The sequence below is a fragment of the Cupriavidus sp. SW-Y-13 genome (genome assembly GCF_009793345.1).
Classification (GTDB): Bacteria; Pseudomonadota; Gammaproteobacteria; order Burkholderiales; family Burkholderiaceae; genus Cupriavidus.
In genome coordinates this window covers 1,374,191-1,390,743 of sequence record NZ_WHLX01000002.1, presented here as the reverse complement: position 1 = coordinate 1,390,743, position 16,553 = coordinate 1,374,191, and the positions used below count along the sequence as shown (strand labels likewise).

The 16,553-nt window shown below is 64.0% G+C and carries 13 protein-coding genes; 5 read left to right on the top strand and 8 right to left on the bottom strand.

The features are described from left to right. The first annotated feature begins 139 nt into the window (after positions 1-139). The gene (locus GA566_RS33625; RefSeq protein ID WP_137925417.1) at positions 140-1,684 is read left to right on the top strand and encodes a methyl-accepting chemotaxis protein; all 1,545 of its coding nucleotides are present in this window, start codon (positions 140-142) and stop codon (positions 1,682-1,684) included. Positions 1,685-1,690: 6 nt separating this feature from the next. On the opposite strand, the gene GA566_RS21910 is transcribed toward GA566_RS33625, so the two are convergent. Both GA566_RS21910 and GA566_RS21905 read right to left on the bottom strand, forming a co-directional pair. Continuing rightward, a complete protein-coding gene (locus GA566_RS21910; RefSeq protein ID WP_160473997.1) occupies positions 1,691-2,287 on the bottom strand; it encodes a 2-hydroxychromene-2-carboxylate isomerase in 597 nt (198 codons plus the stop codon). 181 nt (positions 2,288-2,468) lie between these two features. Then, entirely contained in the window at positions 2,469-3,197 is a 729-nt protein-coding gene (locus GA566_RS21905) for an SDR family oxidoreductase (RefSeq protein WP_160473996.1), read from the bottom strand. 132 nt (positions 3,198-3,329) lie between these two features. Between GA566_RS21905 and GA566_RS21900 the strand changes: the two genes are divergently transcribed. The 4 genes from GA566_RS21900 to alaC all read left to right on the top strand — a co-directional run bounded on the left by GA566_RS21900 (position 3,330) and on the right by alaC (position 6,663). Continuing rightward, the gene (locus GA566_RS21900) at positions 3,330-4,040 is read left to right on the top strand and encodes a PadR family transcriptional regulator (protein WP_160473995.1); all 711 of its coding nucleotides are present in this window, start codon (positions 3,330-3,332) and stop codon (positions 4,038-4,040) included. 2 nt (positions 4,041-4,042) lie between these two features. Further along, a complete protein-coding gene (locus tag GA566_RS21895; protein ID WP_160473994.1) occupies positions 4,043-4,864 on the top strand; it encodes a siderophore-interacting protein in 822 nt (273 codons plus the stop codon). Positions 4,865-4,944: 80 nt separating this feature from the next. Beyond that, the gene (locus tag GA566_RS21890; RefSeq protein WP_137925412.1) at positions 4,945-5,331 is read left to right on the top strand and encodes a hypothetical protein; all 387 of its coding nucleotides are present in this window, start codon (positions 4,945-4,947) and stop codon (positions 5,329-5,331) included. A 117-nt stretch (positions 5,332-5,448) separates the two neighbouring features. Next, a complete protein-coding gene (gene alaC, locus GA566_RS21885) occupies positions 5,449-6,663 on the top strand; it encodes an alanine transaminase (protein ID WP_160473993.1) in 1,215 nt (404 codons plus the stop codon). A 175-nt stretch (positions 6,664-6,838) separates the two neighbouring features. On the opposite strand, the gene GA566_RS21880 is transcribed toward alaC, so the two are convergent. From GA566_RS21880 to GA566_RS21855, 6 genes are all read right to left on the bottom strand, one after another. Next, positions 6,839-7,807 carry a threo-3-hydroxy-L-aspartate ammonia-lyase gene (locus GA566_RS21880; protein ID WP_160473992.1) on the bottom strand — a complete coding sequence of 323 codons (969 nt, stop codon included), beginning with the start codon at positions 7,805-7,807 and terminating at the stop codon, positions 6,839-6,841. Between the two features lie 133 nt (positions 7,808-7,940). Beyond that, positions 7,941-10,679: a nitrate reductase gene (locus GA566_RS21875; RefSeq protein WP_137925409.1), complete on the bottom strand. Its 2,739-nt coding sequence runs from the start codon at positions 10,677-10,679 to the stop codon at positions 7,941-7,943. Positions 10,680-10,711: 32 nt separating this feature from the next. After that, on the bottom strand, positions 10,712-11,968 hold the full coding sequence (locus GA566_RS21870; RefSeq protein ID WP_160474702.1) for an NAD(P)/FAD-dependent oxidoreductase: 1,257 nt from the start codon (positions 11,966-11,968) through the stop codon (positions 10,712-10,714). A gap of 49 nt (positions 11,969-12,017) precedes the next feature. Further along, positions 12,018-12,413 carry a nitrite reductase small subunit NirD gene (gene nirD / locus GA566_RS21865; protein WP_160473991.1) on the bottom strand — a complete coding sequence of 132 codons (396 nt, stop codon included), beginning with the start codon at positions 12,411-12,413 and terminating at the stop codon, positions 12,018-12,020. Between the two features lie 25 nt (positions 12,414-12,438). Continuing rightward, positions 12,439-15,000, bottom strand: a complete 2,562-nt coding sequence (gene nirB / locus GA566_RS21860) for a nitrite reductase large subunit NirB (RefSeq protein ID WP_160473990.1) — start codon at positions 14,998-15,000, stop codon at positions 12,439-12,441. A gap of 37 nt (positions 15,001-15,037) precedes the next feature. Beyond that, positions 15,038-16,351, bottom strand: a complete 1,314-nt coding sequence (locus GA566_RS21855; protein WP_160473989.1) for an MFS transporter — start codon at positions 16,349-16,351, stop codon at positions 15,038-15,040. Between the last annotated feature and the right edge of the window lie 202 nt (positions 16,352-16,553).

Here is a 16,553-nt window from a genome sequence, read left to right as displayed (position 1 = left end):
TTCCAGGCAATTCGGGTGCATCAATCGGCGCTTTCAAGTGCTGAAATTGATGTAACTCAAACGTGTGAGAGTAGACGCTCAAGAATTAAATGTGGGCGACGTTAAGGCAGGTCGGACCCCTTACGAGTAGAGCCCCCTGATGAACAACCTCAGTATTCGCCACGGCTTGCTGGCGACGCTTGTGATTTTTGGTTTGATGATTGTGTTTGGCGCCGTGCTCGGCGTCAGCCAGTTGAGTGCGGCCAGCCAGGCCGCCGGCAGCGTGCATGCGGTGTCCACGCGGGCGTTGCTGATCAACGATGCCTACAAGAACATGACCCGCGTGCGCTCCGCGCTGACGCGTGCGTACAGCTCGGCCAAGGCCAGCGGCCAGGTCAATGCCGAAGCAATTGCCAGCGCGGAGAAATCGCTCGGCAAATCGAAGACCGAACTCGACGAATTCGAGAAGGCCGCAGCCTTGCCGCAGCAGGATGCTTCCACGCGCGAGGAAATCGTCAGCGCGGGCCGTTCGCATATGGAGGTGGTGCAGCGCGGGCTGGAAGCGCTGCGCAACGGCGATCCAGATGGCTACGCGGCTATCAACGACCGCGACATCACGGCATCCGGCGCCAGGTATTCGGCCGGCGTGGAGCGGTTTCAGCAGTACGCAACGAAGCTGAACGATGCGGCGATGGAAGAAGATGCGTCGCGCCTGCGCCGTGTGATCGTGCTGGTTTGCGTGGGACTGGTCATGTCCGTGGCGCTGATCGTCATGGTCCACGTAGCACTGCGCCGTTTGGTGGTGGCGCCGTTGATGCAGGCGCGTGACCTGATCATGCGCGTGGCCGATGGCGATCTGACCATCAACGTGCCGAAGGCGGGCCGCAACGAAATCGGCCAGTTGCTCGACGCGCTGTCCCGCATGCAGGCGGGCCTGACGCAGACCGTGAACAAGGTGCGCACGGGTTCGGATGCCGTGACGATCGGCGCGCGCGAGATCGCAGCCGGCAATACGGATCTGTCGTCGCGTACCGAGGAGCAATCGTCGGCGCTCGAACAGACGGCGGCCAGCATGGAGCAACTGACTTCGACCGTGGGCAACAATGCGCAGAGCGCGGCGCACGCCGCCGAACTGGCGAGCAACGCGGCCGACCTGGCCTCGCGCGGTGGCGAGGTGGTGCGTGGCGTGGTCCATACGATGAGCGAGATTAACTCGAGCTCGCAGAAGATCGTCGACATCATCGGCGTGATCGACGGCATCGCCTTCCAGACCAACATCCTCGCGCTAAATGCGGCAGTGGAAGCCGCGCGCGCGGGCGAGCAGGGCAGGGGGTTTGCCGTGGTGGCGGGCGAGGTGCGCAGCCTGGCCCAGCGCAGCGCCAACGCCGCAAAGGAAATCAAGACGCTGATCGATTCCTCGGTGAACAAGGTGGATGCGGGCAGCGCCCAGGTGGAGCAGGCCGGCAGCACGATCGAGGAAATCGTATCCGCTGTGCAGCGGCTGGCGAGTACGGTCAGCGAGATCTCGGCGGCGTCGCTGGAGCAGTCCAGCGGCATCACGCAGGTCAGCGAGGCCGTGTCGCAAATGGAGCAGGTCAACCAGCAGAATGCCGCGCTGGTAGAGCAGGCTGCGGCTGCAGCAGATTCGCTCGAATCTCAAGCGAACCAGTTGGCCGCCGCCGTGGGCACGTTCCGTCTGGCCTGACGTGAGTTATCGACCGGCCAGCCGTTCCTCGACGAACAGCAGCCGGTCATTGCCCCAGTACAGTTCTTCATCGACCACGAAGCTCGGCGCGCCGAAGATACCGCGCGCCACGGCTTCCTCGGTGGCCTGCTTGAGCCCGGCCTTGACCTCGGGATCGTCCAGCATCGCCAACGCCTCGCGCGGATCGAATCCCGCCGCCACCAGCACCTTGCCGATCTCGTTCGGATCGTTCAGGTTCCTGCCGTTCTCCCACATCGCAGCAAAGATCGCCTCCACATAGCGGAGGAATTCGGCTTCGCCCTTGCGCTGATAACCGATCGCCCCGCGCATCAGTGCCAGTGTGTTGATCGGAAAATGCGGGTTGTGCTGGAAAGGCGCGTGATAGCGTTCGGCCCAGCAGCGAAGATCGAGCTTCGACCAGTCGCTCTTGGCTGGAATCTCCATCGGACTATGGTTGCCCGTGGCCTTGAACACACCACCCAGCAGCATCGGCTTCCAGACGATGGTCGAACCCGTGCGCGCCGCAATGCGCGGCAGTTCGCGATAGGCGAGGTAGGAATAGGGACTGCCGAAGTCGAAGTAGAAGTGGACTTGGTTGGGCATGGGGGTCTCCAGGAATTTTCTTTCGGTTTTCTCCCCTCTCCCGCGAGCGGGAGAGGGGCGGGGGTGAGGGCATGGCGGTTCTGCTTGCCGACAAGTGGCAATTTGAACCGCTGGCCCTCACCCCCAACCCCTCTCCCACAAGTGGGAGAGGGGAGCTAAAAACGGGAGAGGAAATTGGCAACTACCACCGCTCCACCCAGGGCCTAACATCCAGTTCATGCGTCCACGCATCCCTCGGCTGCTGATGCAGCATCCAGTACGTATCTGCGATGTGGTCCGGGTTGATGATGCCGTCGTGCTCGCGCGTGGCGTAGCGCTCTGGGAAGTTGTCGCGGATGAAGGCCGTGTCGATGGCTGCATCGACGATCAGATGCGCGACGTGGATGTTCTTCGGGCCCAGTTCGCGCGCCATGCTTTGTGCCAGCGCGCGCAGGGCATGCTTGGCACCGGCAAAGGCCGACATGCCTTCGCGGCCTCGCGTGCTGGCTGTGGCACCCGTAAAGAATATCGATCCGCGCTGGCGCGGCACCATGACGCGCGCAGCTTCGCGGCCCATCAGGAAACCGGCGAAGCAGGCCATCTCCCAGACCTTGAAGTACACGCGCGATGTGGTGTCGAGAATCGGAAAATTGACGTTGGCGCCGATGTTGAAGATCGCCACTTCCAGTGGTGCGATCTCGCGTTCGATGCGCGCGATGAGCGCCACGGTGTCTTCTTCCTTGCGCGCATCGCAGGCGAAGGCGTGGGCTTCGCCGCCTTCTGCGCGGATCTGGTCGACGAGGGGCGCGAGCCTGTCGGCGCTGCGGCGCGTAACGCACGCGATATATCCCTCACGCGCGAAACGGCGCGCGATGGCACCGCCTGTCGCATCTCCAGCACCTACAACGAGCACGGCTTTCTTGTCGGGCATGGGTCTCCTCCGGTCGAAGTGACTTGCATTATGACAGCGTCAATCGCGGGCGGCGTATGCAGATCAACCCTTGACTTTATATCGTACGATATATATCTTGCGATACGTCTTACGACATAACGGAGCTATTCCATGCGACATCACTTTGGACATCACGGCGCTCACCACGGTCATCATCATGGCCATGGTGGCAAGCTGCATCGTCATATGCACGGTCTTTTCGCCATGGTGCGCGGCGGCGGGTTCTGGTCGCAAGGCGGCGGATTCGACGGTGGCGAGGGCGATGGAAGCGGTTTCGACGGCGAGAGCCTGCGCCGTGGCCGGAAGTTCAGTGCAGAGGACCTGCAACTGCTGCTACTGTCCCTGCTCGATGAAAAGCCGTCACATGGCTACGAACTGATCAAGGCGCTGGAAACCCGCACCGGTGGCTTCTACAAGCCGAGTCCGGGCGTGGTGTATCCCGCGCTGACGTACCTCGAAGACGTGGGCTACGCCACCGTCGATACCGAGGGCAACAAGAAACGCTATCAACTGTCGGATGCAGGCCGCGAGTACCTGACCCAGAACCGCGCGCGTCTGGAACAAATGGTGGCGCGTCTCCAGCACGTGGCGCGCAAGATGGATTTCATGCGCCGCGCCATGAGTGGCCAGCCGCAGCGCGAGCCTGAAGAGGGCGGCTGGGCGCCTGAACTCACGCGCGCACGTGGCCGTCTCAAGCAGGCAATGATGATGCGCAGCGGCGCGTCCGCCGACGAACAGCGCCGCATCGCGGCCATCCTGGAGCGCGCTGCCGACGAGATCGAAGGCGCGACGAATGCATCGAACCCGAACCCGGAGGCTTGAATATGACTGAATCCCGTGACCTGACCGTGCAACGCGTGCGTCATCCGCTCAAGATACGTCTGCTCAAGGTGCTGCGCACGCAGCAGATGTCGCCGCAACTGCTGCGCGTGACGCTGGGCGGCAATGATCTGGCCGAGTTCGTATCCGCATCGTTCGATGACCACATCAAGGTTTTCTTCCCCGCGCCCGGCGATGAGAAGCCGGTGCTGCCACAGGTAGGCCCCGACGGCGTCGTGTTCCCCGAAGGCCAGCCTCGCCCGCAGGCGCGCGACTACACACCGCGCCGCTACGATGCCGCTGCGCTGGAACTCGATATCGAATTTGTGCTGCACGGCGATGGCCCCGCATCCACCTGGGCCGCGCAGGCGCAGCCGGGGCAGTACCTCGGCGTGGGTGGCCCGCGCGGATCGTTCGTGATTCCCACTGGATTCGATTGGCATCTGCTGATTGGCGATGACACCGCGCTGCCTGCCATTGGCCGCCGCGTGGAAGACATCACGCAGCAGAATCCGGATGCGCGCGTGGTGGTGGTAGCCGAGGTGGGTGACGAGTCGGCGCGCATTGCGCTGGCATCAAGCGCCAATGTCGAGGTTCATTGGGTCTATCGCGGGGGCGAGCCGGAAGGCAGCCAGTTGCTGCCCGCGCTGCGCACACTGACCCTGCCGCAAGGCGAGGGCTACGTATGGGCTGCCGGCGAGGCCGCCGCGATGCGCGACGTGCGGCAGTACCTGGTGGGCGAGCGTGGCATCGACAAGAAGCGCATCCGCGCCTCGGCCTATTGGAAGCATGGCAATGCTGCCGTGCATGAAACGATCGACGACTGAAGCAAGCGGGCGGATGCGGAAGCACGGATGCGCGCGCCCGACTACACTGTTTGGCATGCCCATCGACATGGAACCCTGACATGCCCAGTCTCCGCCGGTTGTCGCTCATCGCCGCCATCCCCTGTTTTGCCCTTGCTGCATGCGCACCGGATTCGGTGCGCAACTACGAGGCGCACGGTCTCAACAAGTATCTCGACAAGATCCAGGACGTCTGCGCCAACACGCGGCTGGGCGGCCAGCCCATGGGCGAGTGGCTGCGCAGCGGCTCCGATGACAGCGACAGCAACTACGTCTACTGGCTGGATCAGACGTCGCGGCTCTACTACAACCGCATCTCTGTGCCGCAATATCGCGACTCCATCGCCGCCACCTTTGGCGGCAACAAGGAGAACGCCGACGCGCTGGACTGCACCGTGCGCAACCTGCCGCCCGATCGGCCGGTCAACGTGCCGGGCGGACTCATCTAGGTGTCACGGGCCAGTTGTGAAAATGCGCACGGCTGGCTATGATCGATCCCCAGTGACCTAGACAGCGGTCACGACGTCGCTCGGACGGTTCCGGGCGCTTACGTAAAGGATCTCTCCATGACTGCCGATTCCGGCAAGCGCCGCTTTGCGCGCATCGATCGCCTTCCCCCGTACGTTTTCAATATCACCGCCGAGTTGAAGATGGCCGCCCGCCGCCGTGGCGAGGACATCATCGACATGAGCATGGGCAACCCCGATGGGGCCACGCCACCGCATATCGTCGCCAAGCTCGTCGATGCCGCGCAGCGGCCCGATACGCACGGCTATTCGACATCGAAAGGCATTCCGCGCCTGCGTCGCGCCATCTCGCACTGGTATCGAGAGCGCTATGACGTGGAGATCGATCCGGACAAGGAAGCCATTGTCACCATCGGTTCGAAGGAAGGTCTGGCCCACCTGATGCTGGCGACGCTGGATCGCGGCGATACGGTGCTGGTGCCGGACCCGAGCTATCCCATCCATATCTACGGCGCCGTGATTGCCGGTGCCGATATCCGTTCGGTGCCGCTGGCGCCGGGTATCGACTTCTTTGCGGAACTGGAGCGCGCCATCCGTGGCAGCTATCCGAAGCCGAAGATGATCGTGCTCGGATTTCCGTCGAACCCTACGGCGCAGTGCGTGGAACTGGATTTCTTCGAGCGCGTGATCGCGCTGGCGCGCAAGCACGACATCTTCGTCGTGCATGACCTGGCCTATGCCGATATCGTGTTCGATGGCTGGAAGGCGCCGTCGATCATGCAGGTGCCCGGCGCCAAGGACATCGCCGTTGAGTTCTTCACGCTGTCCAAGAGCTACAACATGGCGGGCTGGCGCATCGGCTTCATGGTGGGCAACCCGGACTTGGTGGCCGCGCTGACACGCATCAAGGCGTATCACGACTACGGCACGTTCACGCCGGTGCAGGTGGCCGCCATCGCTGCGCTCGAAGGCGATCAGACCTGCGTGACGGAAATCGCCGCGCAATACCAGTCGCGCCGCGACGTGCTGGCGCGCGGGCTGATCGAGGCGGGCTGGCAGGTAGATATCCCGAAAGCGTCGATGTACATCTGGGCGCGGATTCCGGAACCGTACCGCGCGCTGGGTTCGCTGGAGTTTGCCAAGCAGTTGCTGGCAAAGGCCAAGGTGTCGGTCTCGCCCGGCATCGGGTTTGGCGATTTCGGCGACGAATACGTACGCTTCGCCCTGATCGAAAACGAATCCCGCATCCGGCAGGCGGTGCGCGGTATCAAGTCGATGTTTAGAGTGGATGGGTTGGTGAAGGTGGGGGAGTAGTTTCCACTCCCGCACTCTCGGTTTTCTCCCCCCTCCCTTCGGGAGAGGGGCGGGGGTGAGGGCAAGCGGATCAAATTGCGACGTGGTCGGCAAGCAGAACCTCCGGCCCTCACCCCCAACCCCTCTCCCGCTATGCGGGAGAGGGGAGCAAACCAGCGAGAGGGATTACAATCAATCACCCACCCAACAACTCACAAAACCGCGCAATATCCACGTTCCCACCACTAATAATCACGCCCACGCGCTTGCCGCGTAGTGCTTCCTTCTGCTGCAAAACCGCAGCCAGACCCAGACAACCTGTCGGCTCCACGATCATCTTCATGCGTTCGGCAAAGAAGCGCATGGCTTCCACCAGTTCGGCGTCCGATGCAGTCAGCACATCGGTCACATCGCGCTTGATGATGCCGAACGTGTAGTTGCCCAGCGCGCCGGTCTGTGCGCCATCGGCGATGGTCTTCGGCGTATCGATGTGGACGATGGAACCGCTACGGAACGATTGCTGGCCGTCGTTGCCGGCTTCGGGTTCCACGCCATAGAGCTTGCAGTCCGGCGCCAGTGCGCGCGTGGACAGTGCGGTGCCGGAGAGCAGGCCGCCGCCGCCCAGCGGCACGAACAATGCGTCGAGTTTGCCCACTTCCTCGAACAATTCCTTGGCCGCCGTGCCCTGGCCCGTCAGTACGTCGGGGTGGTCGAACGGGGGAATCAGTGTCATGCCGTGTTCTTCGGCCAGCTTGCGGCCGATGGCTTCGCGGTCTTCCGTGTAGCGGTCGTAGCTGACCACGGTGGCACCATAGCCTTTGGTCGCCGCTACCTTGGCAGCGGGTGCGTCATGCGGCATCACGATCGTGGCGGGCATGCCGAGTAGCCTGGCGGACAGCGCGATGCCTTGTGCGTGATTGCCCGAAGAAAACGCCACCACGCCGCCCTTGCGTTGCTCGAGGGAAAAGCGCGACAGCGCGTTGAACGCGCCACGGAACTTGAACGCGCCCATGCGCTGGAAGTTTTCGCACTTGAAGAACACTTCCGCGCCCAGCAGGTCGTTGAGCGTGCGGCTGGTGTTGACTGGCGTGCGGTTGGCGTAACCGGCGATGCGGCCGGCAGCAGCTTCGACGTCGGCGTAAGTGGGCAGGGTCAGGGTGGTCATGATGGTTCCGCGAGGAGGGCGCGTGGGCACGCGAAGCCCCATAGCTTTAAGGCTGGCTCCTCGATTGTCAAGATACAGACGGCACCGGAACAGCGCCGCCTGTACCCGACTTCACGCTTCCCCTGCGCTGTCCTTACGCCACTTCCGTGACGCGGATCTCCACCAGCAGCTTGCGAAGCTCTGGCACGCAAGAGCCGCAGTTGCCGCCGGCCTTCACGCAGGCCGTGATCTCGGCAGGTGTCTTGAGGTCGTGTTTGCGCACTGCATCGCAAATCGTGTTCCGTCCCACCCCGAAGCAGGAGCAGATCGTGGGTCCTGCATCGGCGGTCTTTTCCAGGGGCTGGCCGAGCAGCAGGCCAATGCGGTCCGCGTCTTCCAGCCGTTCCTGGCCGAACAGTTGCGACAGCCACGCGCGCGATGGCAGTTCGGCGCGCGTCGAGATATAGACGCATGCCTCGATGCGGTCATTGACCACGTAGCCCGCGTGGTACACGCCTGCCGTGCGATCCTCGTACTCGAGCCAGTCGGCATCCGGGTCCTGCACCCCGAGCAGTGCGCGCGCCCAGGCCGTGCGGTCGGTCACCACATCGCGGCCCGCAAATTCGTAGCGATGGAACTGCTTGCCCTGGATGCGCGTCCAGTACGTCAGCGCGTCGGCGGGCAGCGCGTTGCGGCTCAGCGCAAAGCCGTGCCACGAGACGCGGAACTCGTCCACGCGTACCGGCGTGTGCTTGAACTCGGGCTCGCCCGAGACCGGATCGACGGCGGGATTGACCACGGCGCCCACGCGCGCGTCGGAGCTGAACTGGTTGTTCCAGTGGATCGGCACGAACACGCTGCCGCGCGGGATGCCGCCGCCAAAGCGCACGCGCGCCACCATGGCGCCCCATCGGCTGGTCACGCGCGCGAGCTTGCCTTCGCCCACGCCGCATAGCAGCGCGTCTTGCGGATGCATGTCGACGAAGGGTTCGGGCAGGTGATCGGCCAGTCGCGCGGCGCGGCCGGTGCGCGTCATCGTGTGCCACTGGTCGCGCACGCGGCCCGTGTTCAGGATCAGCGGGAAATCATCGTCCGCGCTGTTCGCAGGTGCGCGGGCAGCCGTAGCGACAAAGCGCGCGCGGCCATCGCCGAATGCAAAGCGTCCGTCTTCGAACAGACGTTGCGTGCCGGGCGCGGTGGCGGTACGCAGCGGCCATTGCACGGGTACGAGTTCGTCGTAGGCTTCCTCGCCAAGACCGGTGAGGCCGCCGATATCGAACATGCGCGGGGCGTGGCGATCATCGGCATCACCATTGCGAAACGCGCTCAGGCGCGCGTGCTCGTCAAAGATTTCATGCTGGCCCGCGTAGTCGAAGCCCGCAAAGCCCATGCGACGCGCGACATCGCAGAGGATGTCCCAGTCCGCGCGAGCCTCGCCCGGTGCGGAGAGGAACGCGCGTTGGCGCGAGATGCGGCGCTCGGAGTTGGTGACCGTGCCGTCCTTCTCGCCCCAGCCCAGCGCAGGCAGCAACACGTGCGCAGCGTCATTGGTATCGGTGCGGGTAACGATGTCGGAAGCCACCACGAGTTCGCACTGCGCCAGCGCGCGGCGTGCCTGATCGGCATCGGGCAGACTCACCACGGGGTTGGTGCCGATGACCCACACGGCCTTCACCTTGCCTTGCTCGATGGCCTGGAACAGATCCACGGCCTTGAGGCCGGGGCGATCGGCCATTTGCGGCGACTGCCAGAAATCCTGCACGATGTCGCGATGCAGCGGATTCGCCAGCTCCATATGCGCCGCCAGCATGTTGGCGAGACCGCCCACTTCGCGCCCACCCATCGCATTGGGCTGCCCGGTCAGCGAGAACGGACCCATGCCGGCGCGGCCGATGCGACCCGTCAGCAGATGGCAATTGACGATGGCGTTGACCTTGTCCGTGCCCGACGATGACTGGTTCACACCCATCGAGAACGCCGTGACGACCTTCTCGGTGCCGGCGAATAGCGCGAAGAAGGTCTCTACGTCTTGCGCATCGAGCTTGCACGCGCGGGCGAGCGCGGCGATCTCGTTGGTTTCCAAGTCGGCGGCGGCCAGAGCGTCATCGAATCCGCTGGTGTGCGCCTCGACAAACGCCTGATCCACATGGCCATGCCGCGACAAGTACGACAGCAGCCCGTTGAACAGCCGCACGTCGGTGCCCGCGCGCAACGGCAGATGCAGGTCGGCCAGTTCGCACGTGGCGGTGCGGCGCGGATCGATAGCCACGATCTTCATCTCGGGCCGCGCTTCCTTGGCGCGCGTGAGGCGCTGGAACAGGATCGGATGGCACCACGCGGTATTTGAGCCAACGAGCACGACGAGATCGGCGGATTCCAGGTCTTCGTAGTTGCACGGCACCAGATCTTCACCGAACGCGCGCTTGTGGCCGGCCACGGCCGATGACATGCACAACCGCGAGTTGGTATCGATATTGGCCGAGCCGATAAAGCCCTTCATGAGCTTGTTGGCGACGTAGTAGTCCTCGGTCAGGATCTGGCCGGAGACGTAGAGCGCCACGGCGTCGGGACCATGGCGAGCAATCACGTCCGCAAAGCCATTCGCGACGCGATCCAGCGCATCGTTCCAGCTCACGCGACGTAGCGTGCCATCGGCATCGCGGAACTGTGGATGCAGCAGCCGGCCGTCGAGGTCGACGGTGTCTCCAAGCGCGGAGCCTTTCACGCACAGGCGACCGAAGTTCGATGCATGGTCGGCGTCGCCCTGGACTTCAACCTGGCCATCGGCGCGCACCGTGGCGCGCACGCCGCACCCCACGCCGCAGTATGGGCACGTGGTGGAGACGGTCTTGGTGGCAGTGGTGGCAACCACCGCGATATCGGACAGGTTCACGAATCGATTTCCGGTTTGTGGCGATCAGGCAATCAGGCAGCCAGCGCGTCGCATTGCGCCTGGCCGAACAGCAGGCGCTGGCGCAGCGCGGCCACGGGCTTGCCACTCTGGATCAGGTCGAAGTACCACGGGCCGTCTTTCACATCGCCATAGAGCACGGCGCCAACGAGGCGCCCATCCTGCAGCACGAGCCGCTTGTAGACGCCCCGGCGCGGATCGCGTAGCACGAGGTCCTCGCTGCCTTCGGTGCCGATGAAATCGCCAGCCGAGTAGAGATCCACGCCCGTCACCTTGAGTTTGGTGGCCGTGGCTTGCTGCACGTAACGGCGATGCCCGGCGCCAGCCAGATGGGCGGCGCAGACGCGCGCCTGATCCCAGATCGGTGCCACGAGGCCGAATGTGGCCTGGCGGTGCTGCACGCATTCGCCCACGGCGTAGATGCGGGGGTCGAAGGTCTGCAGTGTGTCATCCACGACGATGGCGCGCTCGCAGCGCAGCCCGGCGCCGGCCGCCAGTTCGATATTGGGACGCACGCCCGCGGTCATCACTACGAGATCGGCGGGAATCCGCGTGCCGTCCTTGAACAGCACGCCGGTCACGCGCTCATCGCCAAGGATGCCGGCGGTCTGCGCGTTAAGCAGGAAGCGCAGCCCCTTGCGTTCGAGCGCGCCCTTGAGCAGTTCGGCGGCGGGCTTGTCGAGCTGGCGCTCCATCAGCGTATCGGCCAGATGGACCACGGTCACGTCCATGCCCTGACGCATCAGACCGTTGGCCGCTTCGAGCCCCAGCAGTCCGCCGCCGATGACCACCGCGTGGCGATGATTGCGCGCGGCGTGCAACATGGTCTCCACGTCCTGGATGTCGCGGAATGCGATCACGCCATCGAGCGTGTGGCCCGGCACGGGGATGATGAATGGCTTGGAGCCGGTAGCCAGCAGCAGGCGGTCGTAGCGGACTTCGCGGCCCGATGCCGAGCGCACGACGCGGCGCGGACGATCGATGGCCACCACGGGGTCGCCGGCCAGCAGCTCGATCCCGTGCTGCGTGTACCAGTCGCGCGTGTTGAGCATGATGTCGTCAACGGTCTTCTCGCCAGCGAGCACCGGTGACAACAGGATGCGGTTGTAGTTGCCGTGCGGCTCGGCGCCGAAGACGGTGATGTCGTAAAGGTCCGGTGCCAGCTTCAGCAGTTCCTCGACGGTGCGCATACCGGCCATGCCGTTGCCGACGACGACCAGCCGGGGGCGTGCGGGAGCGGTTTGAGCGACGGCGGTCGGGGAGGGGGACATCATGAGCGTCATCCGGTAGAGGGCCGCCCGCTTTCAGGCGGCCCGTAATTCAGGCAGCCAATTCTTCCTCGGATGCTTCCTCGGTCTCGCGCGTCACCGCTTCGGTGGCAACCCACACCTTGCCGTCGTAGACCCGTGCGGAGAAGGCGTCGATGGAGTGCTCCGGTGCTTCCAGGCACTCGCCCGTGCGCAGGTCGAAGTGGTGCTTGTAGATCGGTGACGCCACCACGACGCGATCGCCCAGGCTACCGACCAGCCCGCGCGAGAGCACATTGGCCTGCGAGTTCGGATCGAAATTGGCAATCGCGTAGACGTCTTCGCCACGGCCGATGCGGAACACTGCAACCTGCTGTTTGCCGATCAGCGCGCACACACCAGTATTGGGCACGATGTCGCGCAAGGTGCAGATGGCCGTCCAGGTTTCGGGATTGTGGGCTTGATTCATCACGTTCTCCTCAATTTGACGCGTATCAGGCTGCATTGGCGGGCACGGCAACCACGGGAATGTGGTTCAGGCGGGAACGCTGCAAGTTCCGTTCCTCAGGCGTAGCCGGGCGGATCTGGCCGCGTTCTTCGAGGAAGACGAGGTTGTCGTCGCGCATGTCGCTGTTCACGAAGTGGCGGAAACGCTTGCGGGTCTCGGGGTCGGTGATGGCCTTCTTCCACTCGTCCTCGTAGGTGTTCACCACATGCTGCATCTCGCTTTCGAGTTCGGCACCGATGCCAAGCTTGTCGTCGATGATCACGGACTTCAGGTAGTCCAGGCCGCCTTCGAGGTTGTCGCGCCAGGTGCTGGTGCGTTGCAGACGGTCGGCGGTGCGCACGTAGAACATCAGGAAGCGGTCTACGTAGCGGATCAGCGTTTCGCGATCCAGATCGCCCGCCAGCAGTTCGGCGTGGCGCGGCTTCATGCCGCCGTTGCCGCACACGTAGAGGTTCCAGCCCTTTTCCGTGGCGATGATGCCCACGTCCTTGCCCTGTGCTTCGGCGCATTCCCGCGTGCAGCCGGAGACGCCGAACTTGATCTTGTGCGGTGCACGCAGGCCCTTGTAGCGGTTCTCGATGTCGATGGCGAGGCCGACCGAATCATCCACGCCATAGCGGCACCATGTGGAGCCGACGCACGATTTCACGGTGCGCAGGGATTTGCCGTACGCATGGCCCGACTCGAAGCCGGCGGCAACCAGTTCCTCCCAGATCAGCGGCAGTTCTTCGAGGCGAGCGCCAAACATGTCCACGCGCGCACCGCCCGTGATCTTGGTGTAGAGGCCGTACTTCTTGGCCACCTGACCCACGGCGATCAGTCCATCGGGCGTGACTTCGCCACCCGGCATGCGCGGCACCACCGAGTACGTGCCGTCCTTCTGGATGTTGGCGAGGAAGTAGTCATTGGAATCCTGCAGGCTGGCGTGCTCTTCCTTGAGCACGAAATCGTTCCAGCACGAAGCCAGGATGTTGCCGACCGTGGGCTTGCAGATATCGCAGCCCAGGCCCTTGCCGTGCGCGGCCAGCAGATCGTCGAACGACTTGAACTTGCCCACGCGCACCAGGTGATACATCTCCTGGCGCGAATACGGGAAGTGTTCGCAGAGATGGTTGTTCACCGCCATGCCCTGCTTCTTCATCTCGGCCTTCATGATCTGCGTGACCAGCGGCACGCAGCCGCCGCACGCCGTGCCGGCCTTGGTGCAGGTCTTCAGCGCGCCGATGCTGGTGGCGCCATCCGTCACGGCGGCGCAGATCTGGCCCTTGCTGACGTTGTTGCACGAGCAGATCTGTGCGGTGTCAGGCAATGCGTCGGCGCCCAGCGCGGGCTTGGCCTGGCCATCGGAGGAGGGCAGGATCAGGAATTCGGGCGACTCGGGCAACTCGATGCGGTTCAGCATCATCTGCAGCAGTGTGCCGTATTCCTCGGCGTCGCCAACGAGCACGCCGCCGAGCAGGAACTTGCCGCAATCGGACACCACGAGCTTCTTGTAGACCTGCTTGCGCTCGTCGGTGAACTGGTACGAACGGCTGCCCGGCACATTGCCGTGCGGATCGCCGATGCTGGCCACGTCCACACCCATCAGCTTGAGCTTGGTGCTCATGTCGGCGCCGCCGAACTCGGCAGCTTCGCCGCGCAGGTGGCGCGCGGCCACACGCGCCATGTCGTAGCCGGGCGCGACCAGACCGTAGATCTTGCCGTCCCACAGCGCGCATTCGCCGATAGCGTAGACGTGCGGGTCCGAGGTCAGGCAATTGTTGTCGATCACGATGCCGCCGCGCGGGCCGATATTCAGGCCACTGTCGCGCGCCAGTTCGTCACGCGGACGGATGCCCGCCGAGAACACGATCATGTCGGTGTCCAGGTGCGAACCATCGGTGAAGTTCATGCGGTGCGTGCCATCCACGCCATCGACGATCTCCACGGTGTTCTTGCCCGTGTGCGCCTTGACGCCGAGGTCTTCGATCTTCTGGCGCAGCATGCGGCCGCCGCCATCGTCCACCTGCACGGCCATCAGGCGCGGCGCGAACTCCACCACGTGCGTTTCCAGATCCATGTCGCGCAGGGCCTTGGCGCATTCCAGACCCAGCAGGCCGCCGCCGATCACCACACCAGACTTCGCGCGCTTGCCGCATTCCAGCATCGCTTCGAGGTCTTCGATGGTGCGATAGACGAACGTGTCCTTGCGATCCTTGCCCGGCAGCGGCGGCACGAACGGATACGAGCCGGTGGCCAGCACGAGCTTGTCGTAGGAGAGCGTTTCGCCGGTAGAAGTGGTGACCGTACGCGTGGCGGTGTCGATGGCCGTGGCCTTCGCGTTCAGGCGCAGCAGCATGTTGTTGTGCTGCGTGAAGAAGCCTTCCGGCACCAGCGACAGGTCATCGGCGGACTTGCCCGCGAAGAACTCGGACAGGTGAACGCGATCGTAGGCAGGACGCGGCTCCTCGCAGAGCACCGTCACTTCGAGGTCCTGCGCGCCGGCTTCAGCCAGGCATTCCAGGAACTTGTGGCCGACCATGCCGTGCCCGACGATGATGATCTTCATGATGCTTTCCTTGTGCGGGGATGTTGTGCTTTGTCGATTAGTTGGCGAGGGCGTTGTCGTAGAGGGCTTGCTCCTGCGCCTTGTGCTCGGCGCTGAAGCGCACGGCAATGGCGCACAGCGCGGCCAGCGTGGCGGCCACGCCGAGATACGTCAGCGTTTGCTGCAGATCGCCCAGATCCTTCATCAGAAAGCCCGCGGCCACTGCGCCCACGTTGCCGCCTGCGCCGATGATCCCGGCCACACCGCCCAGCGCCTTGCGATCGATAAACGGCACCAGCGCATACGTGGCGCCGCAGGCCATGTGGGTGAACAGGCCGAAGACGAGCATTGCGACGATCGCCATGGCCACGCCCGAGGCGTGGGCAAAGGCCAGCAGGCCCAGGCCTTCGCCAAGAATGAAGACGAACAGCACGATGGAGCGGGCATCGAGGCCGCGACGGCGCGCAAAGCGATCCGACACATAGCCGCCCAACGCACGGGCAAACAGCGCCAGCAGGCCGAAGCTCGCCGCTGCCATGCCGGCTGCCGACAGCGACAGGCCGAAGCGATCCACATAGAACGTGGCGGCCACGTTATGGATGAAGATCTCCACGCCGAAACATGCGCCGTACGTGATGAACAGCAGCCAGACGCGATAGTTGGTGCTGGCCGCGCGGAAGCTAGCCCAGCCGCCACCGCCTTTGCCACCGCTCACTGCAATGCCACGTGCGCGCAGATCGGCAAAGTTGCCTTCGGGGCAGTCCTGCGTGAAGCGCCAGTAAATGAACGCCATCACCAGCATCAGCACGCCCGGCACGATCAGCGCCACGCGCCAGCCCATGGCGTGATCCACACCGAGGAACAGCACGGCGGCCAGCAGCAGCGGCATCACGCCCTGCGCGGCGCCGCCGCCGGCATTGCCCCAGCCCGCCGACGCGGCATTGGCCGTACCCACCACGTTTGGCGCGAACATCACCGACGTGTGGTACTGCGTGATCACGAAGCTGGCACCCACCGCACCAATCAGCAGGCGGAAGAACAGGAAGGTCTCGTAGCTCTGCGCGAACGCCACGCCGATCACGGGGATGGCGCCGATGGCGAGCAGGCCGGTGTAGGTCTTGCGCGGGCCAAAGCGATCACACATCGGCCCGATGATCAGGCGCACGATGATGGTGACGGCCACGGCGGCGATATTGATATTGGCGATCTGACCAGGCGTCAGACCGAATTCACCCTTGAGCACGGGCATCAGCGGCGCACAAGCGAACCAAGCGAAGAAGCAGACGAAAAACGCCATCCAGGTCAGGTGGAAAGCGCGCATCTGCGGCGTGCTGAAATTCAGCAGTTCGATCCGGGTGGCTTTGCCGTTCATTCTCGTGCTCCAAAAACAAAAGGCGTCCCGAGAATCTGGCAAGAGTGACCAGTTCAGGGGACGCCGTTGTCCTGACAGACGGCTACATGGCATAGCCGTCGTTTTATGTGGGGTGGGACAGTCGCCGTTGACCGGCCCACGCTCTATATCGCAAGCGGTGTGCCAGGCGTTTGAAGTGTCTTGGAGGTAGCTTGTGGGGCAG

Excerpts from the sequence above, each read along its gene's own strand:
- GA566_RS33625 (WP_137925417.1), top strand. The coding sequence starts at position 140 with ATGAACAACCTCAGTATTCGCCACGGCTTGCTGGCGACGCTTGTGATT.
- GA566_RS21910 (WP_160473997.1), bottom strand. The coding sequence starts at position 2,287 with ATGCCCAACCAAGTCCACTTCTACTTCGACTTCGGCAGTCCCTATTCC.
- GA566_RS21905 (WP_160473996.1), bottom strand. The coding sequence starts at position 3,197 with ATGCCCGACAAGAAAGCCGTGCTCGTTGTAGGTGCTGGAGATGCGACA.
- GA566_RS21900 (WP_160473995.1), top strand. The coding sequence starts at position 3,330 with ATGCGACATCACTTTGGACATCACGGCGCTCACCACGGTCATCATCAT.
- GA566_RS21895 (WP_160473994.1), top strand. The coding sequence starts at position 4,043 with ATGACTGAATCCCGTGACCTGACCGTGCAACGCGTGCGTCATCCGCTC.
- GA566_RS21890 (WP_137925412.1), top strand. The coding sequence starts at position 4,945 with ATGCCCAGTCTCCGCCGGTTGTCGCTCATCGCCGCCATCCCCTGTTTT.
- alaC (WP_160473993.1), top strand. The coding sequence starts at position 5,449 with ATGACTGCCGATTCCGGCAAGCGCCGCTTTGCGCGCATCGATCGCCTT.
- GA566_RS21880 (WP_160473992.1), bottom strand. The coding sequence starts at position 7,807 with ATGACCACCCTGACCCTGCCCACTTACGCCGACGTCGAAGCTGCTGCC.
- GA566_RS21870 (WP_160474702.1), bottom strand. The coding sequence starts at position 11,968 with ATGTCCCCCTCCCCGACCGCCGTCGCTCAAACCGCTCCCGCACGCCCC.
- nirD (WP_160473991.1), bottom strand. The coding sequence starts at position 12,413 with ATGAATCAAGCCCACAATCCCGAAACCTGGACGGCCATCTGCACCTTG.
- nirB (WP_160473990.1), bottom strand. The coding sequence starts at position 15,000 with ATGAAGATCATCATCGTCGGGCACGGCATGGTCGGCCACAAGTTCCTG.
- GA566_RS21855 (WP_160473989.1), bottom strand. The coding sequence starts at position 16,351 with ATGAACGGCAAAGCCACCCGGATCGAACTGCTGAATTTCAGCACGCCG.